The sequence below is a fragment of the Streptomyces sp. AC512_CC834 genome (assembly GCF_019049325.1).
Lineage (GTDB): Bacteria > Actinomycetota > Actinomycetes > Streptomycetales > Streptomycetaceae > Streptomyces.
Genome location: NZ_JAGMUO010000037.1, coordinates 1 through 23,985, shown reverse-complemented (window position 1 = coordinate 23,985; position 23,985 = coordinate 1). Strand labels below are relative to the sequence as shown.

Here is a 23,985-nt window from a genome sequence, read left to right as displayed (position 1 = left end):
TTCGAACCCGGAAGCTAAGCCTTACAGCGCCGATGGTACTGCAGGGGGGACCCTGTGGGAGAGTAGGACGCCGCCGAACAATCATTGCGAGAAACCCCGCACCGGGAACGGTGCGGGGTTTTCTGCGTTTACACCGCAGTTTCTACCCGACCAATTTCGTGTCGTAGGCCAGGATGACTGCCTGGACTCGGTCTCTCGAGCCCGTCTTGGCCAGGATGCGGCCCACGTGGGTCTTGACCGTCGACTCGGCGAGGTGGAGGCGTTCCGCTATCTCCGTGTTGGTCCAGCCCTGGCCCATGACCCGGAGGATCTCGGTCTCGCGGTCGGTGAGCGGGGCCAGGCGCGGATCGGGAGCGTCGGGGGAGTTGTCCGGCGCGGGCGCGGTCGGCAGATGGTGGACGTACGCGTCGAGGAGGCGGCGGGTGAGGCCCGGGGCCACCACCGCGTCGCCCGTGGCCACCGCGCGGATGCCGGAGAGCAGTTCCTCCGGCTGGGCGTCCTTGACGAGGAATCCGGAGGCACCCGCGCGCAGCCCGGCGTAGGCGTACTCGTCGAGGTCGAAGGTCGTGAGGATGAGGACGCGGGTGCGGCCACCGTCCGCGACGATGCGACGGGTCGCCTCGATGCCGTCCAGGCCGGGCATCCGGACGTCCATGAGGACGACGTCGGGGTGGAGTTCGGCCGTCATCCGGGTGGCTTCGGCGCCGTTGGCGGCCTCGCCCACGACCGTCATGTCGTCCTGGCTCTCCAGGAGCATCCGGAAGCCGAAGCGCTGGAGGGGCTGGTCGTCGGCTATGAGGACGGTGGTCACTGCGGGGATTCCTCCGGTAGGTGCAGACGGACGCGCCAGCCCCGCTCGGGGGCCGGACGTGGACCGGCCTCAAGTGTGCCCCCGTACAGGGACGTTCGCTCGCGCATTCCGGGCAGGCCGCGGCCGCCGGTGTGGGCGGGGGACGGGAGCGGGATCGCCTGTCCGGTGTCGGTGACGGTGAGGGTGACGGCGCCGGCCGCCTCGTAGGAGAGGTCGATGTGGGCGGTGGCGTCGGGGCCGGCGTGCTTGAGGGTGTTGGTGAGGGCTTCCTGGATGACGCGGTAGAGCGTGAGCTGGCGGCCCCCGGGGAGCGTGACGTCGCCCTTGACGGATGTACGGACGGGGAGTCCGGCCCGGCGGACGCCGTCGAGGAGGCGGTCGAGGTCGGTGAGGGCGGGCTGCGGGGCCAGCTCGGCCGCAGTGGGGGTGGTGCCGTCCCGGTCGTCGTCGCGCAGGACGTCGAGGAGGCGGCGGAGTTCGCCGAGGGCCTGGCGGCTGGTGGTGCCGATGGCGTCCAGGGCCTGGGTGGCGCGGTCGGGGGATTTGGCGGCGGCGTAGCGGCCGCCGTCGGCGAGGCCGGTGATGACGGAGAGGTTGTGGCCGATGATGTCGTGCATCTCCCGGGCTATGCGGGCGCGTTCGGCGGCGGCGGCGAGCCGGACCTGCTGGTCGCGTTCGGTCTCCAGGCGGCGGGCGCGGTCCTCCAGGGCTTCGGTGTAGTCGCGCCGGGTGCGCACGGTGATGCCGATGAGGGCGGCCACGCCGAGGGAGACGAGCTGCGAGCCGAGCTGCTGGTTCCAGGAGCCCGCGGCGTCCCCGTAGCGGGCGACCGTGACACAGGTCGGGGCGGTCGCCAGGGCCACGGCCCACCAGAGGTTGCGCAGCGGCAGGCGCAGGGCGATGTGGTGGACGAGGAGGAGTTGGAGCAGTGCGGCCTGGAGGCTGGCGCCCGACCAGGCGCTCACCAGGGCCGCGGGCAGCGTGCCGAGGAGAGCGGCCCGGGGGTGGCTGCGGCGCCAGAGGAGGGGGACGGAGAGGGCGAGGCTGAGCGCGACGACGAGGCCGACGGGAACGCCGGGGTCGTGGGCGACGTTGCGCCAGCCGCCGGAGGCGTCGATCAGGGCGGCCAGCACCCAGAAGCCGGTGAGGTGTAGGTCCCACACGAGTGGACGGCGGCGGTCGAAGCCCCGGACCCGCCGGTTGACGCGCTGGATGTACTCGGTGAGGGGCTCGGCCGCCCGGTCTTGCGGGACGGGCTGCGCGGGGTCCACGTGGTCCATCCGACCATGGTCGGGGGTCCGGGGTCGAGGGGCGTCCTTCCGGGGGCCGTATATGAGGTGAGGGGCGTAGTACCCGGGTATTACGGTGACCGGCATGAGTGCCTCGGTCCCCGGTGACTACGTGATCCGCTCCATACGCGCCGACGAGTGGCCCGCCGTGAAGGAGCTGCGGTTGCGCGCGCTGCGGGACCCGGTCGCGCACCTCGCGTACCTGGAGACGTACGACGACGCCGTGGCGCGGCCGGACTCCTTCTGGCAGGAGCGGGCGGCCGGGAGCGCCGAGGGGGCCTCCGGGGCGCAGCAGCTCGTCGCCGAGGGGCCCGGCGGGCTGTGGCTCGGCACGTTGACGGTGCTGGTGGAGGAGGCCGGGACGACGGACTGGGCCGGGTTCGCGGTGGAGCGGCGGCAGGGGCACGTCGTCGGTGTGTTCGTACGGTCCGAGTGGCGGGGGAGCGGGCTGACCAAGGCGTTGTTCGACGCCGGTCTCGAGTGGGCGTGGGCGAACGGGGTGGAGCGGATGCGGCTCATCGTGCATCCGGACAACGTGCGGGCGCAGGGGGCGTACCGCAAGGCGGGGTTCGCGCCGAGCGGGCGGACGGTGCCGTTGGTGGGCGGGCCCGGGGACTACGAGTTGGAGTACGTGCTCGAGCGCTGACGCGGTCCTCGGCCGTGCACTGTTCTAGACCGGCAGTTCGTCGTGGGGCCAGCGGGCTCGGCCCTGTTCGCGGGAGCGGAGCAGGGCCAGGGTCGGCATGCCCGCGTCCGCCCCGGTGGCCAGCAGTTCCGGGAGTTGAGGGAGCGGGGCCACGGCCGCGACGTCGTCCAGGACGAGCGTCATTGGTGGGTCGAGGCGACCGGAGGATGACCGTTCGGCCATGCGCCGGCCGCGCTCGACCACGCTGGAGACGAGCGCTGTGAGCAGCGGCATCGCGCCCGGGCTCGTGCGGGGATCCTCCATGGATTCACCCACCACGTAAAGCGTGCCCTGTTCGTGTACGAAGGAATCCAGGGCGAGGGCATCAGTTCGGTTGGGAGTGCACGCCTCGCGGATGTTGACCGTGGAGAGGGCGGCGAGGGCCCTGGCGTTCAACTGCTGGGCCATGTCCCGGCGTTCGGGGTGGGCGGTGAGGGACCCTTCGAGTTCGCCCGCGGATCCGGGGGCGGCCTTGGGGTGGGTGCGCAGGATGCGGACGGCGTCCTGGACCTGGAGGCCCTGGGACCAGCGGTGGACGTGGCGGATGGTGCGGCCGTCGATGGCGGCGGCGTGCAGGTAGCTGCGCAGCAGTAGCTCGGCGGTGTCGCCGAGTGCCTGGTCGAGCCGGGCGGTGGGGCGGACCGGGGTGAGGAGGGCGGCCGCCCTGTTCGTGGCCGTCTGTCTGTCCTCGCAGCCCGCGGTGGGGGACCAGTGGAAGCGGGCGGGGGTGTCGCAGAGGTGGTTCGGGTCGTAGAGGTGGGTGGGGCCGAGCTTCGCGCGGGCGTCCTTGGTGTCCGACCAGAGGGCCGGGTTGGAGGTGATGACGAGGGCGGCGCCCTCCGCGTCCCGCAGGGCCTCGGCTGCGGTCGAGTGGCGGCTCTCCCTGGGGGCGTAGTGCACCGCGCCTTCGGCACGGTTGGTTTCCCACACACCCATGCGTTTGCCGTTGGCCGCAGAGGCTGAGGGCTCGGTTTCCGGAGCCGGGTTCTGTTGCGGCGCCCTGGGGACGGGTACCTCGTGCACCGGTGCCTCCGGGACCGGTGCCTCCCGCGCCGCCGGTTCCGGTGCGGGTGCGGGTGCCGGTTCCGATGCGGGTGCAGGTCCCGGCGTCGGTGTCGGCGTCGGTGTCGGAGTCGGCTCCGTGCGCCGTCGCTGCCGTACCGCCCGCCACCGCGCCACCGTGCCCATCACGAACACGGTGAGGACGACCAGCACCATGAGCTGGCCGATGAACAGCCCCCAGAACAGCCCGTACCCGGAGAGGGCCGTCTGTGGGGTGTCCGGCCAGGCGCCGGGGATGTCGTGGGGCTCGGCGATCAGGTGGCGCATGGCCTGCGGGGTGCCGGTGAAGCTGACGCCGGCGGGCCAGGAGCCGTGGGCGAACAGGGCGGACAGGCCGGTCGCCGTCCACACCAGCAGGGTCATGCCCAGGATGAAGCCCAGTATGCCGACCAGCAGGCCGTCGGGGATGCCGCCGCCCTGGGCCGGCCGCTGGTCGTGGCGGTCGTCCGGTCTCATACGTCCGGTGCCTCTCCGTCGTCCTACGCCACCGTCGATTCGGAGGAGTCGCCGATGTGCTGTTCCATGAAGGCCGCCGCCCGTTCCTCCGCCTCCAGTTCGGCGGCGCGCAGGGCGTCGTCGTTGAAGTCGGCGGACGACTCGGTCATCGCGCGGTCGGTGAAGACCAGTGGGCGTTCCGTCTCGGTGATCAGGTGTTTGACCACCTGCACGTTGCCGTTGACGTCCCACACCGCGATGCCCGGGGTCAGCGAGGGGATGATCTCCACCGCCCAGCGTGGCAGGCCCAGTACGCGTCCCGTGGCCCGTGCCTCGTCGGCCTTCTGGGCGTAGATGGTCCGGGTGGAGGCCATCTTGAGGATGGCCGCGGCTTCTCTGGCCGCCGCCCCGTCGACGACGTCCGACAGGTGGTGCACCACCGCCACGAACGACAGGCCCAGCCGGCGCCCGAACTTCAGCAGCCGCTGGAACAACTGCGCCACGAACGGGCTGTTGATGATGTGCCAGGCCTCCTCGACGAGGAAGATGCGCTTCTTCCGGTCGGGCCGGATCCAGGTGTGCTCCAGCCAGACCCCCACGATGGCCATGAGGATCGGCATGGCGATGGAGTTGCGGTCGATGTGGGAGAGGTCGAAGACGATGAGGGGGGCGTCGAGGTCGATGCCGACCGTCGTCGGGCCGTCGAACATGCCGCGCAGGTCACCGTCGACGAGCCGGTCCAGGACCAGCGCCACGTCCAGGCCCCACGCCCGTACGTCGTCTATGGCGACGTTCATCGCCTCGGCCGACTCCGGCTCGGGGTGGCGCAGTCGCTCGACGATGTCCGTGAGGACGGGCTGGCGTTCGACGATGGTCTCGTTGACGTAGGCGTGCGCGACCTTGAGCGCGAAGCCGGAGCGCTCGTCCAGGCCGTGCCCCAGGGCGACCTCGATGATCGTCCTCAGGAGCGCCAGTTGTCCCGTCGTCGTGATCGCCGGGTCCAGGGGGTTGAGCCGGATGCCGTGGTCCAGGGCGGCCGTCGGGTCGAGCCGGATGGGAGTTATACCCAGCTCCTCGGCGATGAGGTTCCACTCGCCGACGCCGTCCTCGCCCTGGGCGTCCAGGACGACGACCTGGCGGTCGCGGAAGCGGAGCTGACGCAGGACGTACGTCTTCTCCAGGGCCGACTTGCCGTTTCCGGACTCGCCGAGGACCAGCCAGTGCGGGGCGGGGAGCTGCTGGCCGTAGAGCTGGAAGGGGTCGTAGATGTAGCCCTTGCCGGAGTAGACCTCGCGGCCGATGATCACGCCGGAGTCGCCGAGGCCGGGCGCGGCCGTCGGCAGGTAGACGGCCTGGGCCTGGCCGGTGGACGTGCGGACGGGGAGGCGGGTCGTCTCCACCTTCCCGAAGAGGAAGGACGTGAAGGCGTTGGTGAGGACGGACAGCGGGTCCCGCATCTGGCTCAGCCCCTACCTTCGGATGCCGGTGGCGAACGGAAGGGTGTTCACGAAGGCGCGATGGTGCTCGCGGTCGCACCACTCCAGTTTCAGGTACGACTTTCCGGCCGACGCCCTTATCGTCCGCTTGTCGCGAGCCAGGGCCTCGGGGGTGCGGGAGGAGACGGTGATGTAGCCGACGAGGTTGACGCCGGCCGCGCCGCTGGCGAGGTCCTCGCCGCGCTGGTCGAGGCGCGAGTGGGCGGCCATGTCGCGCGGGTCCACGGTCCGGTTCATCTTGGCGGAGCGGGAGGCCTCGGCGTCGTCGTTCGTCTTCTCGGTCAGCATGCGCTCGATGGCGACCTCGGTGGGTTCGAGGTCCATCGTGACGGCGACGGTGCGGATGACGTCGGGGGTGTGGACGAGGAGCGGCGCGAGGAAGTTCACGCCGACCGGGGTCATCGGCCACTCCTTGACCCAGGCGGTGGCGTGGCACCAGGGGGCGCGGGTGGAGGACTCGCGGGTCTTGGCCTGGAGGTAGGTGGGCTCCATGGCGTCCAGCTCGGCCGGCCAGGCGTTGCGCTTGGTCATCGCCTGGATGTGGTCGATCGGGTGGTCCGGGTCGTACATGGCGTGGACGAGGGAGGCGAGCCGGCCCTGTCCCAGCGGCTGGCGTACGCGGATGTCGGCCTCCTGCAGGCGCGAGCAGATGTCGGTCAGCTCGCGCGCCATCACGACCGCGAGACCGGCGTCGCGGTCCAGTTTGCGGCCGCTGTGCGGCCGGGCGGCACGGGCCATGGTGTGTGCCTCGGCGGCCAGTTCGCGGTTGTAGTGCATGCAGGCGATGAGATAGGCGCGGTGCTGCTCGCTGCTGGTGGACACCATCGACTGGAGCTGGTCGTACGACTGCTGCAGCCACGGCAGGGCCTTGCCGTCGCCGCGCTGGGCGACGTCCTTGGCGTGCGCGTCGGGGTCGGCCGGGAGGGTGCGGGCGAGCATCTGGATGCGGGTGACGAAGCCGTCGCCGTTGGCCACGTGCTTGAGCAGGGTGCCGAAGCGGTCGACGAGGGCCTCCTGGTCCTCGGAGTCGCGCAGGCCGACACCGGGCCCCTCGATCTCGATCGCGGCGGTGACGGTCTTGCGGTCGGCGTGCAGCAGTACGGCGATCTCGTCCGGCCCGAACGGCGCCGCCAGCCAGGAGATGCGTCCGATGCCGGGCGGCGGGCCGACCTCGATCTCCCGGCCGTCGATCCTGGTGCCGGCCTCGATGGCGCTGGAACGGTAGGTGGTGCCGTTGCGCAGCGTGCGCTTGTAGCTGCGGTTGATCTCGAACCACCGGTAGAACGTCCGGTGGTTGTACGGCACGTAGACCGCCGCCAGCGCGATCATCGGGAAGCCGCAGAGCAGCACGATGCGCAGGGACAGGACGGGGACGAGGAGCCCGCACATCATGCCGAGGAACGCGCCCGCGACGATCAGCGCGATCTCACCGGTCTCGCGGTTGCGGCCGACGATCGCGTTCGGCCGGGCGCGGCCGATCAGATACGTACGGCGGGGCGTGACCGCATGGGACACGTGGGACTCGGTCGTCAACGCCCGTCACCTCCTGTGCTCTTGGTGCCGCTGTTGCGGGTGTTGCGTGCGTGGGGCGTGTTCACCGGGCTGCCGGAGCGCGGTGCGGGAGCGGCGGAGGGGACATTTCCGCCGCCGTCCGAGGGGCGCGAACTGTGCGCGGCGACTCCGCCGGAGGCGGGGTTGGAGGGGCGGGCGCCGGAGGACGCCGTGGACTGGCCGCCTCCGCCTGCGCCCCCTCCGCCGCCGTTGCCGCGGGTGCTGTGGGTTCTGATGCCCTGCGCGACCAGGTTCGCCGGGGAGCTCATCACGGCCGCGGCCTTGCCCTCGGCGCCCTGCATGATGCGGTTGTTGCGGCCGTTCGCGATCTCGTCGCCGAAGCCGGGGACGAAGCGGTAGATCATCGCCGAGGCGAAGATCGCGAGCAGGATGATCGCGAGGCCGGAGACGATGGCGGCGACGGAGTCCGGCCCCTCCTCCGTGGTCAGCGCGCCCGCGAGGCCCAGCACGATGACGATCACGGGCTTGACCATGATCACGGCGATCATGATGCCCGCCCAGCGGCGGACGTGGCCCCACAGGTTCTTGTCGACCAGGCCGGCGTAGACGACGACACCGAGCAGGGCGCCGACGTAGAGCAGGACGGCCCGCAGGTACAGCTCGAGGTAGAGGACGCCCGCGGCGATGATCGACACGAACGACACCAGGATCAGCATGATCGGCCCGCCGCCGATGTTGTCGCCCTGCTCCAACGCCTGGGAGAACGTGCCGAAGAACGTGTCCGTCTGGTCCCCGGTGCCCTTGGCGAGGACATCGGTCACCGCGTCGGTGGCGGACACGACCGTGTAGAGGATCAGCGGGGTGAACGCCGACGCCAGAACGGTGAGCCACAGGAACCCGACCGCCTCGGAGAGCGCGGTGGTGAGGGGCACGCCCCGGACGGCACGCTTGGCGACCGCCAGCAGCCAGAGGATCAGGGTGAGGATCGTCGACGCCGCGAACACGACGGCGTACTGCTTGAGGAACGTGCCGTTCGTGAAGTCGACGTCGGCGGTGTTCTTCACGGCGTCACTGAGCGTGTCGACGGTCCACGCGGCGGCGTCGGCACAGCCTTTGGCGAGGGAGGAGAGGGGGTCGAGGCTGTCGGGGAGGGTGTCGGGGGTCCCCCCACCGCCACCGGAGCCGCCGCCTTCGCCTCGTTCGCAGTAGTCCTTGGCGGGGCCCGCGATGAGCGAGCAGGGGTCATCCTTCGTCGGTGTCGGACTGGGCTCTGCGACGGCGCGAGTGGCGAACAGGACGGTGACTGCCTGGGCGGCGGCCACCAAGGCGGTGAGTTTGAGCGCGCGGTGCTGGCTACCGGGCATACGTGAAGCCTCCGAACTCCTGGACCGCCTTGCTCATCTCATCGGACCCTGAGACCGGGTTGTCCCCTGGAACAGGCGTCGGGCCGGTCTTCTGGCTGGTCTCCTGAACCTTCCAGTCACTTCCGTCCCAGCTCAGTTTCATGGTCACCGTGAACCAACTGTTCGTCACCGGATTGGTTGCCTTCTCGCCGGCGAGTCCGAAAAGTCCGTTGCACCACACTTCGACAGTGGCGGCGCTGTCACTGAAGGCCGTCACCTTGGTGCCTGCCGGCAGTGTTCGGTTGACGAAGGTGACGCCCGAAGGCGCCTTGCCGTTCTCGTCGAGGCCGATCCTTTTCAGGAAGTCCGCCGAGTAGTCGGCGTCGAAGTCGGTCTGGAGACGGTCGACCGAGCCGGAGTCGGCCACTGCCTGCACAATCTCGTGCCGTCTGGCCTCGTCGAACATGCCGTCAGAACCCAGTGCCACCGCGTAGTTCGCCGCCGCGCTCTGCGCCCCCTGCTCGTCGTGGGCGAAGCCCGCCTGGACCGGCTTGGTTCCGGAGGGCGCCGTCGCCGAGGTCTTCGGCTTGCCGGACGCCGCGTCGTCGGAGGATGCGGAATCGTCTCCTCCACGGTTCGCGAAGGCGATCGCGGCGATGAGCAGGACGACGACGCCGACCACCGTGACCAGGCTGCGCGAGGACGAGCGGCCGCCGCGCCGTGGGCCGCCGTGGCCGTCGCCCTCCCCGTCGGGCAGCCGGGTCCGTGTCTGACCGGCACCGCCGTAACCGCCGGACGACTGGTGATCGTCTCCGAGACTCATGCCGCGTACGCCCCCTCGACGTCGGGTCGGCCGTGTACGTACGACGGTAGCCGTGCTGGTTCCCGCTCGGGCGCGGTGTTATGACTCGACATCAGGGAAACGCAACCTCAGCCGGTTGGCACGACGGGCGGGTGGGATGGAGGGGGAGAAACGGTTGGGTGCCGGGTTACACGGCCATCCCGTACACGATGGTGAAGAGCGTGCCGAGCGAGCCGATGATGAACACGCCCGTCAGGCCCGCGATGATGAGGCCCTTGCCCTGTTCCGCGCTGAAGGTGTCGCGGAGCGCGGTCGCACCGATGCGCTGCTTGGCGGCGCCCCAGATGGCGATGCCGAGGCAGAGCAGAATGGCGACGGCCATCACCACCTCGATCATCACCTTGGCCTCGTTGCCCAGGCTGCCGAAGGGGCCCCAGTCCGGAGCGATCCCCCCGATGATGGTGTTGATGTCTCCCTCGTCGGCCGCAAAGAGCATGTAAGTCACCGCCCCTGTTGGGTAGTTCCAGCGCCCTCTGCGGACGTGCAGAGGTCAGGCCTCATTGTCGCCGACAATGGCACCGTCGCATGTCGACTTGGCGTCATTGATTGGCGGGTTTCGTACACATAGCTTGCCACCGGTCCGCGCGGGACCCCGGCAGGGTGGTGCGGACCGGTATGGAAAGAGTCGTATGGTCACTCTGTGTATCACGTGAGGTTACGCCGGGCAATGATGCTGGAGCGCAACCTGTCGCGTGGTTGCGTCGTTGAGCCCTTCTGCGAAGCGATCGAACTCGCCGGCCTTCACGCCGAGCACGAAGGCGTCCCACTTCTGACGATCCGTTGTGACGACTGTCCCCCGGGCGTCTGAGCCCTGGATGCGGACGGGGGTGTCGGGGTCACTCCCGCGAGTGAAGGTGACCTGGATGCCTGCCGGTCGGGTGTTCACCTTCAGTGCGCCGAGGAGGCTGCCGAAGGCGGTTGGGGTGACGGTGAGTATGGAGCCGGTGGGGTCGCTGCTTTCGGTCAGATGGACGGCGCCGGGGGTTGCGGCGACGTGGACGCAGGAGTCGCCCTGCGCGCAGTAGGTGGACTTCTGCCAGGCGAGTTGCGTCATGTCGACCTTCCTCACAGTTCCTGCGCGATTCTGCGGATGAGATCGCGTGACTCGTTGGACGGCAGTGCGCTGGCCTCCATGCGGTCCAGGAGCACCCGGTACTTGTGAAGCTGGGCCTCGGAGTCGAGGAACACCGGGCCGTGGGACTGGTCCAGGTGGACGGTGTCGAGTTGCGGCACGGGGCCCGTGGAGTAGTAGAAGGACTGGCCCGAGCCAGGAAGGATGCCGGCGCCGAATGTCAGTACGCGGACGGTGATGTGGTCGAGCTCGCCCATGTCGAGCAGATGCTGGAGCTGAGACCGCGTCACGTCGGGCCCGCCGAGCCTCATGCGAAGCGCTGCCTCATGAACGATGGCCTGGTGAGGTGTCGGAGAGTCCCGGTAGAGCACCGCTTGCCGCTTGACACGGAAGGAGACCCGGTGTTCCACATCCGGTGGCGACATCACCGGGACGTCCTGACCGAAGACCTCGCGGGCGTAGTCCCTGGTCTGTAGAAGGCCGGGGATGTGCAGGGTGACGGCTGCGCGCAGGCGCTCGGCGTGGTGCTCGACCTCGGCCAGGTCCAACAGGGCGGCAGGCAGGAGTTCGCGGTACTCCTCCCACCATCCTCGGGTTCGTTCGGCTGCCATGTCGCCGAGCGCCTCGACGAGGGCTTTCTCGCCACAGTCGTAGTGACAGGCGAGGGTGCGGACCCGTTCGGGGCTCACTCCGGCCCGCGCGGCTTCCACGTTGCTGATCTGGTTCTGCTGCACGCCCAGAAGGCGACTGGCCTGCGTCGAGCTCAGGCCAGCTCGTTCCCGCAGTTTGCGCAGCTCAGCACCCAAACGGAGTTGACGGCCCGTCGGGTTGCTTCTCACGCGACCCTTGCCTCTCTGTCACTCACATGAGTGGCGTCTAAATTCTTTTCTAGCGCCATCTAAGAAACATCTCTAGCTTACAACTGGCGCCCCGCCCAGAAGCGCACCGGTCGACGGACCGGCATGCCACTGGGCACCCCGTCCACCAGCCAACTATCCGCACAGATCGGAGACTTCCATGGCCACCGTAAACCCGTCCTGGGGCTACACCCTCCACCTCCCGCACGATCCACGCGCACCGGGGATCGCCCGCACAACCCTGCGTGCCGCCCTTGCCGCGCACGGCCTCGGTGAGCTCACGCCGACCGCCGAACTGCTGGCCGCCGAGCTGCTCGCCAACGCCCACCTGCACACCACCGGCCCCTACGCCCTGCGCATCCTGTCGCGCGAGCCCGGCAGGCTGCGGGTGGGTGTGTGGGACAACGACTGGAAGGTGCCGTCCGGGTTCCGGGAGGGCAAGCCGGGCGATGGCGAGGCACCGCCGGGCGACGCCGAAAGCGGCCGGGGCCTGCATCTGGTGCGGGCCTGTGCGGACGCCGTGGGCGTGTCCGTGCTGCGGGAGCTCGGCGCGTCGAGGGGCGGGAAGCTGCTGTGGGCCGAGTGCCGACGGGACGACCGGCCGTGAGGGTCAGGGCCGGGCAGCGGCTCAGGACGTACGGTGGATGCGCCGCCGAGCGGGATGTCGGGCCTCCCACCGACATCGTTCGCCCCGGCGAGGACGCCGATGAGTCGGAGGGATGGGGGCAGCGAGCGATGGCCGAGAAGTTGGACGCCGGCGCCGGGCCTCACCCGCGTCCGAAGGGCGGCAGACTGCGCGAGGTCGCCGAGAGGATCGAGGAACTGACCGGCCTGCGCGCGCAGATCGTGGGAGGAAAGATCGTGATGTCCCCGACCCCGCGCGGGAAGCACGCGGGAGTGATCAGGCGCCTGCGCAGGCAGTTGGAGGCGGCGGGTCTCCCCGAAGGGCTGGATGCCTACGAGGTGTCGTCCATCGCGCTGCCCGACGATCCGGACGACTACGTGACGCCCGATCTGGTCGTCCTGCCCACCGAGTGGGAGGAGGACGACAACTGGCTGGCCGACCCGCAGGACGCCGCGCTGGCCGTCGAGGTCGTCTCCGCGACGGAGCGGGCGCGTGAGATCAGGGACAAGGCCGACTGGTACGCAGTCGGCCGGGTTCCGCTACTCCTCGTCATCGATCCACGAAACGGTACGTGGGCTCTGCACAGCCGACCGGACAACGGCGCCTACCAGGAACTGACGCCCGGCAAGTTCGGAGAGGTCGTCCGCATCCCCGGGCCTCTGGACGTCGAGATCGACACCGACGATCTGCCGATGTACGGCGAGGCCGACCGGCAGTCGCGTGGGTGAGTCGGTCGCAGCCAGGGGTGCAGCGGCCCGTCTGCCCGCACGGCACGGGCTGTGGTGCACGCGCCGTGGCCGCCCCGAAGACGAGGGTTCGGCGGCCGTGGGGCTGTTGCCCTGTCACGGGCTGGGAGAGGGGCCGCATGGAGGACGACGGGATTCGCGCAGACTTCGTCGGCCGCGCCCGCGTCGTGCCCCGCCGTCGAAGTCGTGAAGGTGTGATCCTCCCCGGCGAATGCGGCGATCTCCACCGCCTCCCTTCCGGACTGATCCCTGTGGCATCGTCAGTTCCGTGGACGCACTCAAGGAACGGGACCCCGCGCACATAGGTGCGTACACGCTTCTCGCCCGGCTCGGGGCGGGCGGTATGGGGCAGGTGTACCTGGCCCGCTCGCCCGGTGGGCGGCAGGTCGCCATCAAGGTGATCCGGGATGAGATCACGGATCACCCGGAGGCGCTGGCCCGGTTCCGAAGAGAGGTCGAGACGGCTCGGACCGTGCGAAGCGCGTACACCGCGAACCTGATTGACGCCTCGTTGGACGCCGCGCCGTACTGGCTGGCGACCGAGTACGTGTCGGGGCCGACCCTGAGCAAGGCCGTCGAGGAGCACGGGCCGCTGCCCGCCGAGACGTGCCGGGGGCTGTTCGCCGCGCTGGCGGAGGGGCTCGCGGCGGTGCACGGCTGCGGCGTCACGCACCGGGACCTCAAGCCGCAGAACGTCATGCTCGCGGCACAGGGCCCGCAGCTCATCGACTTCGGAATCGCCCGGGGCGCCGGCCAGACCGCGCTGACCGAGGCCGGCTTCGCGCCGGGCACGCCGGGGTTCACCGCCCCCGAGGTGCTGATGCGCAACGAGGTCGGACCGGCGGCGGACGTCTTCGCGCTGGGTGCGACGCTCGCGTACGCGGCGACCGGGCGTCCTCCGTTCGGGGCGGGCGATCCCGCCGGGGTGAGCTACCGCGCGGTGCACGAGCGGATCGACATCGCGGGCGTGGACCCGGCCCTCGTGGTGCTCGTCGAGGCGTGCGTGGCCAAGGACCCGGCCGCGCGGCCCCGGCTGGACGAGGTGATCGCGCGGTGCGGGGTGCGGACGGCGTTGGTCGAGGACGCCTTCTACGCGGGTCTGGAGCCGTTGGCCGAGGCGGTGCCGCAGGCACCGGCGGCGCCCCCGTCCCGCCCACCGGTGAGCCCGCACGACCTGCCGACGGCCGGTGCGCCCTACGGCGGCCGCGGCTACACGCCCACCCAGGTCGGGCAACCGGCGTCGCCCGCCCGTCGCCGCCGGGTCGCGCCCTGGGCGGCGGCGTTGTCCGTGGCCGTCGCGGTGGGTGTGGGGGCCGCTTTCGTGTTCGCCTCGCAGGGCGATGACGGGGGTGGGAGCGAGGGCGGCGAGGGCGGGGCGGCTGCCGGTGGGAGCGCAGCGCCCTCGGTGTCGGCCTCCTCCCCGGCGTCCGGTGGCGGCGGCGCCCCCACCTATGCGGAGGACAAGCTGGACCGCAATTACTGGGTGCCCGAGGCCGAAGACTGCCAGCTTCCGCCGGAGGAGAAGTCGCTCCCCAAGTTCCAGACGTCTCTCGCCGACCCCGATCAGCCGGACGTGTACGACCCGGCGCTGCTCAACCCCCGCAACAAGCTGGAGATCGGCTTCCGTGACGGGATCGGCGCGTCCACGGAGCCCTACTACGTCACGGTGAGCGTGAAGCCGCCGCACGACATCGATCCGGACACCGGCAAGCCCGTTGAGGGCGTGTTGAGCCAGAGTGTGACCATCGGTTACCTGAGCAAGCCGGTCGACATCCACGGAGGCGGTGACCCGACCGAGTGGAAGTACCTCACGTACCCGGAGGACTTCCAGCAGTGGGCCGCCGGCAAACGATGGCCCGCCATTCCCTTGACCAACGATCCCGGGAACTGGACCGTGCAGTTCCACCACATTCGCACTCCCGACGACTACACGAGCGTCGGGTGCAGGGGGTTCACCGTGCGGTAGTCGTGCCATGGCAGTGCAGTAAGGGCGAAATGGCGCCACTGTCGGCGGAAATGGCCTTGAACAGCGTCGTCATGGGGGAGGGTTGAGCCGTGCGCAAAGTGTGGGTGGTCGGTGGTGCGGCGGTCGGGCTCGGGCTGAGCTTCGTCATGCTGCTCGTCGTCGGTGTGTACCTCGTCGCCGGGAACCTCGCGGGTGGGACGGGCGGCAGCGGCAAGACGCTGGCCAAGGGGTCGGTGCCCGCCGCGTACCAGGCTCTTGTGGCGCGGTGGGGAAATCTGTGCCCCGCCATCAACCCCGCCCTGCTCGCCGCCCAGCTCTACCAGGAGAGCGGCTGGGACCCGGACGTGGTCAGCCACGCCGACGCGCGCGGCATCGCCCAGTTCATTCCGGGCACCTGGGCCGCCCACGGCATCGACGGCGACGGGGACGGCGACCGGGACATCTGGGACCCGAAGGACGCGATTCCGTCGGCTGCGTCGTACGACTGCGAACTCGCCGGCTACGTGGAGGACGTGCCCGGGGACACCACGAACAACATGCTCGCCGCCTACAACGCGGGTGCCTACCGGGTGATAGAGGCGGGCGGGGTGCCGTCGATCAGCGAGACGCAGAACTACGTCAAGATCATCCGTAGTCTGGAGAAGAGCTTCGCCGCGCCCACCGGCCGGGTCGACCCCACCGAGCAGGCCGCCGGGGCCATCGCCTACGCGCAGGAGAAGCTCGGGACGCCCTATCTGTGGGGTGGGAACGGGACGGCGGATCAGGGTGGGCGGTTCGACTGTTCGGGGCTGACCAAGGCGGCGTACGAGAGTGTGGGGATCGAGCTGCCGCGGGTCGCCAACGATCAGTACAACGCCGGGGCGCATCCCGGACGGGACGAACTGCTCCCCGGTGACCTGGTGTTCTTCTCGGACGATCTGACCAACTCCCGGGCCATCCGGCATGTGGGTATCTATGTCGGTGGCGGGTACATGATCGACGCGCCGAGGACGGGCGCGGTGATCCGGTTCGATCCGATCGACACCCCCGACTATTTCGGGGCGACCCGGGTGACCGAGGATGGCGCGAAAGCGTTGCCCACCACCGTGTGAATGGGAGGGTTTGAACCGAGCGTGAAACCCTGGCCTGAGCTGCGACGACGTGTCTCTCTTCGATAACGTCTGCGTGATCATTCGGTGGAGTGTGGAACGTATCAACGGGGGTCGTGCGTTCCTGTGGGCGTGTAGGTGACCACGGGGGTGGCGGAAGAGGCGTGCGATCGGTGCGCCGGAGGACATGACGAAGGGGCCGCAGCACCATGGCTGGACTCGCCGAATCCGGGTCGAACCCCGACGTCGATCTGCTGTACGACATCAATGGCCTGGCCAAGGACGCGCCGCACTGGTTCGACCGGGTCATGGAGTTCGTGGGTGAGTACGGACTGCTGTTCGCCATCGTGCTGCTGGTGCTCTGGTGCTGGTGGGGTGTGCGGCGGCGAGGCGACGAGGACGCCGCCTCGAACGTGGCGGCGCTGGTGTGGGCGCCGCTCGCGGCCGGCGTCGCGGTACTGGTCAACGTGCCGATAAGGGGTTTCGTGGAGCGGCCCCGGCCCTTCAAGTCCCATGAAGGGCTCGAAGTACTCGTCGACGGGAAGAACGACTTCTCCTTCGTGAGTGACCACGCCACGCTCTGCATGGCCCTGGCCGTCGCCCTGTTCGTCGCCCACCGGAAGTTCGGGATCGTCGCGATCGTGCTGGCGCTGCTCGCCGGCTTCGCCCGGGTCTACATGGGCGTGCACTACCCGACGGACGTCGTGGGCGGATTCGCCCTCGGTACGGCGGTCGCGCTGCTGCTGTCGCCGCTCGCCATGGCCCTGCTGACGCCGCTGACCCGGGCCATCGAGCGCTCCCCCCGCGTGGGGTGGCTGGTCAGCGCGCGAGGACGGGACGGCGCCGCCGGACGCGAGGCCGTGATTCCGGGGGCGCGCAAGGGCGGCGAGAGCGCCGAGGCGTCGGGGGAGCGGGATCTCGCCGCCTGACGGTCACAGCCGAAGTCACAGTGCCTGTGGGTAGGTGAAGACGCGGTCCGGGTCGTACTGGTGCTTCAGACGCGCCAGGCGCGGGGCCGCGTCTCCGTAGTAGGCCTTCCGCCAGTCCGTCAGGCTCGCGTCCGTGTAGTTCTGGTAGGCGGCGCCCGAGGCGTGCGGGCGCATCGCGCCGTGGGCGGAATCCAGCCACGACCGGGCCGCCGTTCCGCTCGAGCCCGGACGCCACGACACGAGGTACTGGGCCAGCATCCGCGAACGCCGGTGCACGAACGCGGTGGCCGTCGGGGAGACGCGGTTCACCGCTCCGCCCAGCGCCGTGAACGCGATGCTGCCGGCGCCGCCCCGCACCGAGGTGAGCTGGGAGAGCAGTGCCTTGATGCCGGCCGACGGGATCGAGCGGTCGAAGAAGTCCGAGCGGGCCGCGTACGTCTCGCGGCCGAGCGAGCCCCGCGACGAGCGACCCGGGGTGCCCCCCGGGAGGTGGCAGGCGGCGTCAGTGGAGAAGGACGAGCAGCCGGCGTACATCTCCATCGACTCCTCGTACGTACGGCGCTTGAGGGAGACGTTGCTCGCGGGCGAGCCGATGCGGTCGGCGAGCCGGTCGACGGCGTTCTGGAGCTCGCCGTAGGTGCCCAGGGAGAACGCGGCGACCGAGACGGTGGGGGTACGGCCGGGGGTGGCCGCCAGGTGGAGGGAGGACCAGATCTCGTCGGGCTGGTCCGGACCCCACTCCTGCCAGGCGCGGACGACCGCGGCGGCCCTGCGCCAGGGCCAGGTCAGGTACGCCGATACCGCTTTCGGAGCGGGGTGGGTGCGGAAGTGGAACTCCGTGACGATGCCGAAGTTGCCGTTGCCCGCGCCGCGCAGGGCCCAGAAGAGGTCCTTGTGGTCGGTGGCGTTGGCGGTGAGCTCCTTGCCGTCCGCCGTGATCAGGGTGGCCTGGGTGAGGTTGTCGCAGGTCAGGCCGTACGCGCGGGAGACGACGCCGTGGCCGCCGCCGAGGGTGAGGCCGGAGACGCCGACGGTGGGGCAGGAGCCGGCCGGGACGGTCACGCCCTTCGCGGCTAGGGCGCGGTACACGTCGATCAGCTTGGCACCGGCGCCGACGACCGCCTCGCCGGCGCTTGCCCGGACGCGGTTGAGTTCGGAGACGTCGATGATCAGGCGGCCGTCGCCGGAGGACCAGCCGGCGTAGGAGTGGCCGCCGTTGCGGATCGCCACCGGGATGTGGTGGGCGCGGGCGTAGGAGAGGGCGGTGCGGATGTCGTCGGGGTGGGCGGCGTAGGCGACGGCGGTGGGTTTGAGCGTGTCGAAGCGGGTGTTGTAGAGCCGACGGGCCGTTTTCCAGTCGTGGTCGCCGGGGCGGACCAGGGGGCCGTCGAGGGACTTGGCCAGGGCGGTCCAGGTGGCGAGGGAGGGGGAGGGAGAGGGAGAGGGGGCGGGGTTCTTGCCGGTGCCGGTGCCGGTGCCGGCACCGGCGGTGGTGCGGGTGCTGGTTGCCGGGCCGTTGCCGGAGGTTGGGCCCTTGCCGGTGTCGGTGGCCGGGTCTTTGCCCGTGCAGGCGGCTGTGGTTGCCGCCAGGGCGGCGGCTGTGGTGCCGCTGAGGAATGTGCGCCGGTGCATGTCGCCTCCGCGTCCCGTGGGGGGTTCGGGGAGGGAGACGGGGGTGTGGGGGGTCGGGGTTCCACGGGTGCTCCCGGTGGACGCATCGGTGCGCGGCTTGGGGGCACGGCGTCGGTGCCGGGCGTCGGTGCGGGCGCCGCCCGAGAGGTACGGCCGCCCGCGGTTACGGCGTCGTGTGGGACGCCGCGTCCGTGCGGGCCTGGCTTCTCGCCCGGCGGGCCGGTCCTCGCCAGCCGCAGGTGCAGCGGGCCAGGCAGAAGGGGCCTTGTTCGACCGTCGTCGTGAGGTGTTCCGGGCCGTCCCCGGAGGCTTCGAGTCCGTCCTGCTGCGCCACGCCCACAACGTTACCGGGGCAACCTGCCCCTCGTTAACCGGGACGGCAGGGGGTCCACAACGGGCGAGACGGCTTGGGATAGCAGGTGGCGATGGTCGGGCGGGAGCGGGAGCTGCGGGGTTGGAGGACGGGCGGCGGTCTTGGCTTCGCCTGCGGTGTGGTCTGTGTCTGCCTGGCCGGTGCCGGGTGCTCCGGGCAGGGGGCCGCCGGGCAGGGAGCGGACGCCGGCGATCCGGTCGCCGTGCTGCGCCGGGCCGCCGACCGGCTGGTGGCCGCCGGGAGCGCCAAGGCGCGTACGGCGATGGAGATGGCCAGCGGCGGGACGCGGGTGACCATCCGGGGCGAGGGCGTGTACGACTTCGAGGGGCGGCTCGGGCGGCTGAAGGTACGGCTGCCCCAGGACCCGGCGGGGACCAGCGAGCACCGGCCGATCACCGAGCTGCTCGCGCCGGGGGCGTTGTTCATGAAGAACCGCGGGGCCGGTGTGCCGGAGGACAAGTGGGTGCGGGTGGCGACCGCCTCGCTGTCCGACGGGAACCTGGTGACCGGCGGGGCGACGGATCCGTTCGCCGCCGCCGAGGTGCTGCGCGGCACGCGGACGGCCACGTTCGTGGGGCGCACCGAGCTGGCCGGGACCGAGGTGCGGCACTACCGGGGGACCGCCGACCTCGATCGGGCGGCGCGGGACGCCTCGGGCGGGAACAGGAAGGCGCTGGCCGCGGCGGCCGAGGGGTTCGCCACCGCCGAGGTGCCCTTCGACGCCTACCTCGACGACGAGGGCCGTATCCGCAAGGTCCGGCACCGCTTCAGCTTCTCCAACGGACGCGACGAGGGCACCGTGGCCGTCGCCTCGACGACGCTGCTGTACGACTTCGGCGCCGCCGTCCGCGTACGGCTGCCCGAGGACGAGGACATCTACGCCGGGAAGATCGCCGCGGAGCCGGGTGAGGTGACCGGCGGGGCGGCGGACGGCAAGAACTAGCCCTTCCGTGCCATGCGCGGTGTGTAGGCCGCTCCCTACTCTAGGAAGTCGGTGACGGCAGAGACGAGGTGACGCGTGTGGCTCCGGTCGGCGGTACGGCGGTACAGGACCACGTGGCCCTCGCCGAGATCGAGCTGTGCGGCGAGCTGATCATCGCGGCGTCGGCCGCCCGGGAGCGGCTCAGCCTGGAGTGCATCGACCGGGTGCTGCGCGTGGCCGAGGAGCGTGGGGCCGGATCCGGCCAGTAGGGGCGGCGCGGGACCGGGACGGTCAGGTGCGCAGCAGGCGGCCGATGGCCTTCGTGGCCTCCTCGACCTTCGCGTCGATCTCGGTGCCGCCCTTGACGGCCGCGTCGGCGACGCAGTGGCGCAGGTGCTCCTCGAGCAGTTGCAGCGCGAAGGACTGGAGGGCCTTCGTGGAGGCGGAGACCTGGGTGAGTATGTCGATGCAGTAGACGTCCTCGTCGACCATCCGCTGAAGGCCGCGGACCTGGCCCTCGATGCGGCGCAGGCGCTTGAGGTGCTCGTCCTTCTGTTTGTGGTACCCGTGCACTCCGCGGTCGTGGTCGGTCACGATGTCCGTGCCGTCCGTCTCGACCTGGTTCACCGTCTGGTCCACGGTGGGGGAGGGCGCACCTGCGCCGGCCTCGGTGGTCGTCATCGCGTCCTCCTGCTGGTGTCGGGTGGGCGGGGATCCGGGGGATAGCGGACATATACCCCTGGCGGGTATATGGTAACGAACTTTCGTGGGTATGGGGCCCTTGCCGGAGCCCGGACGTCGCCCCCCTGCTCATCACTGTGCATGATGGGTGACACTGGAGGACGGCCCGTTAGCTGTGGCTGGATGATGCGCCTAGCATCAGCCTGACCGAAACCGATGCACCCCGAGGACCCCACGTGCGCTTTCGTCTGACCCCCAGGGAGACGAGCTTCTACGACATGTTCGCCGCCTCCGCGGACAACATCGTCACGGGCTCCAAGCTCCTGATGGAACTGCTCGGGGCGGACGCATCCGCCCGGGCCGAGATCGCAGAGCGTATGCGGGCCGCCGAACACGCGGGTGACGACGCCACGCACGCGATCTTCCACCAGTTGAACTCCTCGTTCATCACGCCCTTCGACCGCGAGGACATCTACAACCTCGCCTCCTCCCTCGACGACATCATGGACTTCATGGAGGAGGCCGTCGACCTGGTCGTCCTCTACAACGTCGAGGAACTGCCCAAGGGCGTCGACCAGCAGATCGAGGTGCTGTCACGGGCCGCCGAGCTGACCGCCGAGGCCATGCCGAACCTGCGCACCATGGACAACCTCACCGAGTACTGGATCGAGGTCAACCGGCTGGAGAACCAGGCCGACCAGGTGCACCGCAAGCTGCTCGCCCACCTCTTCAACGGCACGTACGAGGCCATCGAGGTGCTGAAGCTGAAGCAGATCGTGGACGTTCTGGAAGAGGCGGCGGACGCCTTCGAGCACGTGGCCAACACGGTGGAGACCATCGCGGTCAAGGAGTCCTGACCCCTTCATGGACACCTTCGCTCTGATCGTGACCATCGGGGTCGCGCTCTTCTTCACGTACACCAACGGTTTCCACGACTCGGCGAACGCGATCGCGACGTCCGTGTCGACGCGCGCGCTGACGCCCCGGGCGGCGCTCGCGATGGCCGCCGTCATGAACCTCGCCGGCGCGTTCATGGGATCCGGGGTCGCCAAGACCGTCAGCGAGGGGGTGATCGAGACCCCCGAGGGCTCGAAGGGGATGGGGATCCTCTTCGCGGCGCTGGTGGGCGCCATCGTCTGGAACCTCGTCACCTGGTACTTCGGTCTGCCGTCCTCCTCCTCGCACTCGCTGTTCGGCGGCATGGTCGGGGCGGCGCTGGCCGGGAGCACGACCGTGTACTGGGACGGGGTGGTCGACAAGATCGTCATCCCGATGTTCGTGTCGCCGGTCGTCGGTCTGCTCGCGGGTTACCTGGTGATGACCGCGATCATGTGGATCTTCCGGCGGGCCAATCCGCACAAGGCCAAGCGCGGCTTCCGTATCGCGCAGACGGTGTCGGCGGCGGGCATGGCGCTGGGCCACGGACTGCAGGACGCGCAGAAGACGATGGGCATCGTGGTGATGGCGCTGGTCATCGCCGATGTTGAGGACTACGGCGATCCCATCCCGGTCTGGGTGAAGATCTCCTGTGCGCTGATGCTGTCCGCGGGGACGTACGCCGGTGGCTGGCGGATCATGCGGACGCTCGGGCGGAAGATCATCGAGCTGGACCCGCCGCAGGGGTTCGCCGCGGAGACGACGGGGGCCTCGATCATGTTCGGGTCGGCGTTCCTGTTCCACGCGCCGATCTCGACGACGCACGTGATCACCTCGGCGATCATGGGCGTGGGCGCCACGAAGCGGGTGAACGCCGTGCGGTGGGGTGTCGCCAAGAACATCATCATGGGCTGGTTCATCACGATGCCGGCTGCCGCGTTGGTGGCCGCGGTGTCCTTCTGGATCATTGATCTGGCGGTGTTGTAGCAGCGTTCTTGTGGCAGCGCTTCCCCTCTCGTGCTTCCCCTCTTGCGCTTTCCCACTTCGTACGGCGATGGGCCCGCCCCCGATTTCGGGGGCGGGCCCTTGTGCTCCTCGCGGTGGCACCGCCATGCAGCACCGCGAGGGGTTGGGAGGAGCCGGGGGCCGGGGCGCGGCCGGTCTAGCCGAAGCGGCCGGAGATGTAGTCCTCCGTGGCCTGGACCGACGGGTTGGAGAAGATGCGCTCCGTCTCGTCGATCTCGATCAGCTTGCCGGGCTGGCCGACGGCCGCCAGGTTGAAGAACGCCGTACGGTCCGAGACGCGCGCCGCCTGCTGCATGTTGTGCGTCACGATGACGATCGTGAAGCGCTCCTTCAGCTCGCCGATCAGGTCCTCGATCGCGAGGGTGGAGATCGGGTCGAGGGCGGAGCAGGGCTCGTCCATGAGCAGGACGTTCGGCTCGACGGCGATCGCCCGCGCGATGCACAGGCGCTGCTGCTGGCCGCCGGAGAGGCCGGAGCCGGGCTTGTTCAGGCGGTCCTTGACCTCGTTCCAGAGGTTGGCGCCCCGCAGGGACTTCTCGACGACGTCGTCGAGCTGGGACTTCTTGTACTTGCCGTTCAGGCGCAGGCCCGCCGCCACGTTGTCGTAGACCGACATCGTCGGGAACGGGTTCGGGCGCTGGAAGACCATGCCGACCTCGCGGCGCACGGCCACCGGGTCGATGCCGGTGCCGTAGAGGTTCTCGTCGTCGAGCATGACCTTGCCGTCGACGCGGCCGCCCGGGGTGACCTCGTGCATGCGGTTGAGCGTGCGCAGGAAGGTGGACTTGCCGCAGCCGGAGGGGCCGATGAAGGCCGTCACGGAGCGGGGTTCGACGGTCATCGAGATGTCCTCGATGGCCAGGAAGGAGCTGTAGTAGGCGTTGAGGCCGCTGACATCTATGCGCTTGGCCATGGGTATCACTGCTTCTTTCGGTCCGAGTCGCTGACTGTTCGTGCGTCGGTCGCGTCAGCGACCCGTCTTCGGGGCCTTCCAGCGGGCGATGCCGCGGGCCGCGAGGTTGAGGATCATGATGAAGGCGATCAGCGTCAGGGCCGCCGCCCAGGCACGGTCGTAGGACGCGTCGGAGCCCGCGCCGTACTGCAGGTAGATGTACATCGGCAGCGACTCCTGCGGGTCCTGGAACGGATTCGCGTTGATGAAGTCGGTGCCCCAGACCAGCAGCAGCACGGGGGCCGTCTCGCCGGTGATACGGGCGATGGCCAGCATGACGCCGGTGACGATGCCGCCGAGCGAGGTCGGCAGGACCACCTTCAGGATCGTGCGCCACTTCGGGATGCCCAGGGCCAGGGACGCCTCGCGCAGCTCGTTCGGGACGAGCTTGAGCATCTCCTCGGTGGAGCGGACGACCACGGGGATCATCAGGATGCACAGGGCGAACGAGCCGGCGACGCCGGACGGCCCCATGTCCAGGATCAGGACCCACAGGCTGAGCACGAACAGGCCCGCGACGATCGACGGGATGCCCGTCATGACGTCCACGAAGAAGGTGACGGCCTTGGCGAGCCGGCCGCGTCCGTACTCGACCAGGTAGATCGCGGTGAGTACGCCGATCGGCACGGAGAACAGGGTGGCGAGGCCGACCTGCTCCAGGGTGCCGAGGATGGCGTGGTAGATGCCGCCGCCGGGCTCGCTGTCGGCGACCACGCCCATCGAGTGGGTCAGGAAGTAGCCGTCG

The 23,985-nt window shown here is 70.0% G+C and carries 25 protein-coding genes and 1 rRNA gene; 11 read left to right on the top strand and 15 right to left on the bottom strand.

What is annotated here, in order from left to right:
- Nucleotides 1-79: ribosomal RNA gene (gene rrf / locus KUM40_RS16145) — 5S ribosomal RNA — on the top strand; the annotation flags it as partial.
- A 63-nt stretch (nt 80-142) separates the two neighbouring features.
- On the opposite strand, the gene KUM40_RS16140 is transcribed toward rrf, so the two are convergent.
- Nucleotides 143-811: a response regulator transcription factor gene (locus KUM40_RS16140; RefSeq protein WP_217166667.1), complete on the bottom strand. Its 669-nt coding sequence runs from the start codon at nt 809-811 to the stop codon at nt 143-145.
- Entirely contained in the window at nt 808-2,091 is a 1,284-nt protein-coding gene (locus KUM40_RS16135; RefSeq protein ID WP_254395191.1) for a sensor histidine kinase, read from the bottom strand. The genes KUM40_RS16140 and KUM40_RS16135 overlap by 4 nt, the downstream gene beginning before the upstream one ends.
- 94 nt (nt 2,092-2,185) lie before the next feature.
- On the opposite strand from KUM40_RS16135, the gene KUM40_RS16130 reads away from it, so the two are divergent.
- Complete coding sequence (locus tag KUM40_RS16130; RefSeq protein WP_217166665.1) at nt 2,186-2,746, top strand: N-acetyltransferase; 561 nt, start codon at nt 2,186-2,188, stop codon at nt 2,744-2,746.
- Between the two features lie 24 nt (nt 2,747-2,770).
- Here the strand turns inward: KUM40_RS16130 and KUM40_RS16125 are convergent, their stop codons facing one another.
- The 8 genes from KUM40_RS16125 to KUM40_RS16090 all read right to left on the bottom strand — a co-directional run bounded on the left by KUM40_RS16125 (nt 2,771) and on the right by KUM40_RS16090 (nt 11,406).
- A complete protein-coding gene (locus tag KUM40_RS16125) occupies nt 2,771-4,303 on the bottom strand; it encodes a type IV secretory system conjugative DNA transfer family protein (RefSeq protein ID WP_217166664.1) in 1,533 nt (510 codons plus the stop codon).
- A gap of 23 nt (nt 4,304-4,326) precedes the next feature.
- A complete protein-coding gene (locus tag KUM40_RS16120; protein ID WP_217166663.1) occupies nt 4,327-5,739 on the bottom strand; it encodes an ATP-binding protein in 1,413 nt (470 codons plus the stop codon).
- A 12-nt stretch (nt 5,740-5,751) separates the two neighbouring features.
- Nucleotides 5,752-7,311, bottom strand: a complete 1,560-nt coding sequence (locus KUM40_RS16115; RefSeq protein ID WP_217166662.1) for an SCO6880 family protein — start codon at nt 7,309-7,311, stop codon at nt 5,752-5,754.
- Nucleotides 7,308-8,654 (bottom strand): energy-coupling factor transporter transmembrane protein EcfT, encoded by a 1,347-nt coding sequence (locus KUM40_RS16110; RefSeq protein ID WP_217166661.1) that lies wholly within the window; start codon nt 8,652-8,654, stop codon nt 7,308-7,310. Before KUM40_RS16110 ends, KUM40_RS16115 begins: the two co-directional genes overlap by 4 nt.
- Nucleotides 8,644-9,456 carry a hypothetical protein gene (locus tag KUM40_RS16105; protein ID WP_217166660.1) on the bottom strand — a complete coding sequence of 271 codons (813 nt, stop codon included), beginning with the start codon at nt 9,454-9,456 and terminating at the stop codon, nt 8,644-8,646. The genes KUM40_RS16110 and KUM40_RS16105 overlap by 11 nt, the downstream gene beginning before the upstream one ends.
- Before the next feature lie 166 nt (nt 9,457-9,622).
- A complete protein-coding gene (locus KUM40_RS16100; RefSeq protein ID WP_019526682.1) occupies nt 9,623-9,931 on the bottom strand; it encodes a hypothetical protein in 309 nt (102 codons plus the stop codon).
- 219 nt (nt 9,932-10,150) lie between these two features.
- A complete protein-coding gene (locus KUM40_RS16095) occupies nt 10,151-10,549 on the bottom strand; it encodes a DUF397 domain-containing protein (RefSeq protein WP_217166659.1) in 399 nt (132 codons plus the stop codon).
- A gap of 11 nt (nt 10,550-10,560) precedes the next feature.
- Nucleotides 10,561-11,406, bottom strand: coding sequence for a helix-turn-helix transcriptional regulator (locus KUM40_RS16090; protein ID WP_217166658.1), 846 nt, complete (start codon nt 11,404-11,406; stop codon nt 10,561-10,563).
- A gap of 178 nt (nt 11,407-11,584) precedes the next feature.
- Between KUM40_RS16090 and KUM40_RS16085 the strand changes: the two genes are divergently transcribed.
- From KUM40_RS16085 to KUM40_RS16065, 5 genes are all read left to right on the top strand, one after another.
- The gene (locus tag KUM40_RS16085) at nt 11,585-12,031 is read left to right on the top strand and encodes an ATP-binding protein (protein ID WP_217166657.1); all 447 of its coding nucleotides are present in this window, start codon (nt 11,585-11,587) and stop codon (nt 12,029-12,031) included.
- A gap of 128 nt (nt 12,032-12,159) precedes the next feature.
- Nucleotides 12,160-12,777, top strand: coding sequence for a Uma2 family endonuclease (locus tag KUM40_RS16080; protein WP_217166656.1), 618 nt, complete (start codon nt 12,160-12,162; stop codon nt 12,775-12,777).
- A gap of 286 nt (nt 12,778-13,063) precedes the next feature.
- Nucleotides 13,064-14,761: a serine/threonine-protein kinase gene (locus KUM40_RS16075; RefSeq protein ID WP_217166655.1), complete on the top strand. Its 1,698-nt coding sequence runs from the start codon at nt 13,064-13,066 to the stop codon at nt 14,759-14,761.
- A 146-nt stretch (nt 14,762-14,907) separates the two neighbouring features.
- A complete protein-coding gene (locus KUM40_RS16070; RefSeq protein WP_217166669.1) occupies nt 14,908-15,852 on the top strand; it encodes a bifunctional lytic transglycosylase/C40 family peptidase in 945 nt (314 codons plus the stop codon).
- Between the two features lie 206 nt (nt 15,853-16,058).
- Entirely contained in the window at nt 16,059-16,778 is a 720-nt protein-coding gene (locus KUM40_RS16065; RefSeq protein ID WP_217166654.1) for a phosphatase PAP2 family protein, read from the top strand.
- A 15-nt stretch (nt 16,779-16,793) separates the two neighbouring features.
- Here KUM40_RS16065 and KUM40_RS16060 read toward each other — a convergent pair whose 3' ends face one another.
- Complete coding sequence (locus tag KUM40_RS16060) at nt 16,794-18,410, bottom strand: FAD-binding oxidoreductase (protein WP_217166653.1); 1,617 nt, start codon at nt 18,408-18,410, stop codon at nt 16,794-16,796.
- Nucleotides 18,411-18,573: 163 nt separating this feature from the next.
- Nucleotides 18,574-18,744 (bottom strand): hypothetical protein, encoded by a 171-nt coding sequence (locus KUM40_RS16055; protein ID WP_217166652.1) that lies wholly within the window; start codon nt 18,742-18,744, stop codon nt 18,574-18,576.
- A 91-nt stretch (nt 18,745-18,835) separates the two neighbouring features.
- Here KUM40_RS16055 and KUM40_RS16050 point away from each other — a divergent pair, with 91 nt between their 5' ends.
- Together KUM40_RS16050 and KUM40_RS16045 are read left to right on the top strand one after the other, a co-directional pair.
- On the top strand, nt 18,836-19,726 hold the full coding sequence (locus KUM40_RS16050; protein ID WP_217166668.1) for a hypothetical protein: 891 nt from the start codon (nt 18,836-18,838) through the stop codon (nt 19,724-19,726).
- 68 nt (nt 19,727-19,794) lie between these two features.
- Entirely contained in the window at nt 19,795-19,974 is a 180-nt protein-coding gene (locus KUM40_RS16045) for a hypothetical protein (protein WP_217166651.1), read from the top strand.
- A 22-nt stretch (nt 19,975-19,996) separates the two neighbouring features.
- On the opposite strand, the gene KUM40_RS16040 is transcribed toward KUM40_RS16045, so the two are convergent.
- Nucleotides 19,997-20,386, bottom strand: coding sequence for a metal-sensitive transcriptional regulator (locus KUM40_RS16040; RefSeq protein WP_217166650.1), 390 nt, complete (start codon nt 20,384-20,386; stop codon nt 19,997-19,999).
- Nucleotides 20,387-20,622: 236 nt separating this feature from the next.
- Between KUM40_RS16040 and KUM40_RS16035 the strand changes: the two genes are divergently transcribed.
- Both KUM40_RS16035 and pitH read left to right on the top strand, forming a co-directional pair.
- Nucleotides 20,623-21,243: a DUF47 domain-containing protein gene (locus KUM40_RS16035; protein WP_217166649.1), complete on the top strand. Its 621-nt coding sequence runs from the start codon at nt 20,623-20,625 to the stop codon at nt 21,241-21,243.
- Between the two features lie 7 nt (nt 21,244-21,250).
- Nucleotides 21,251-22,249, top strand: coding sequence for a low-affinity phosphate transporter PitH (pitH, locus tag KUM40_RS16030; RefSeq protein ID WP_217166648.1), 999 nt, complete (start codon nt 21,251-21,253; stop codon nt 22,247-22,249).
- Between the two features lie 175 nt (nt 22,250-22,424).
- Here the strand turns inward: pitH and pstB are convergent, their stop codons facing one another.
- Nucleotides 22,425-23,201, bottom strand: a complete 777-nt coding sequence (gene pstB / locus KUM40_RS16025) for a phosphate ABC transporter ATP-binding protein PstB (protein WP_217166647.1) — start codon at nt 23,199-23,201, stop codon at nt 22,425-22,427.
- A gap of 54 nt (nt 23,202-23,255) precedes the next feature.
- The coding region (gene pstA / locus KUM40_RS16020; protein ID WP_217166646.1) for a phosphate ABC transporter permease PstA at nt 23,256-23,985 on the bottom strand (730 nt) is incomplete at its 5' end.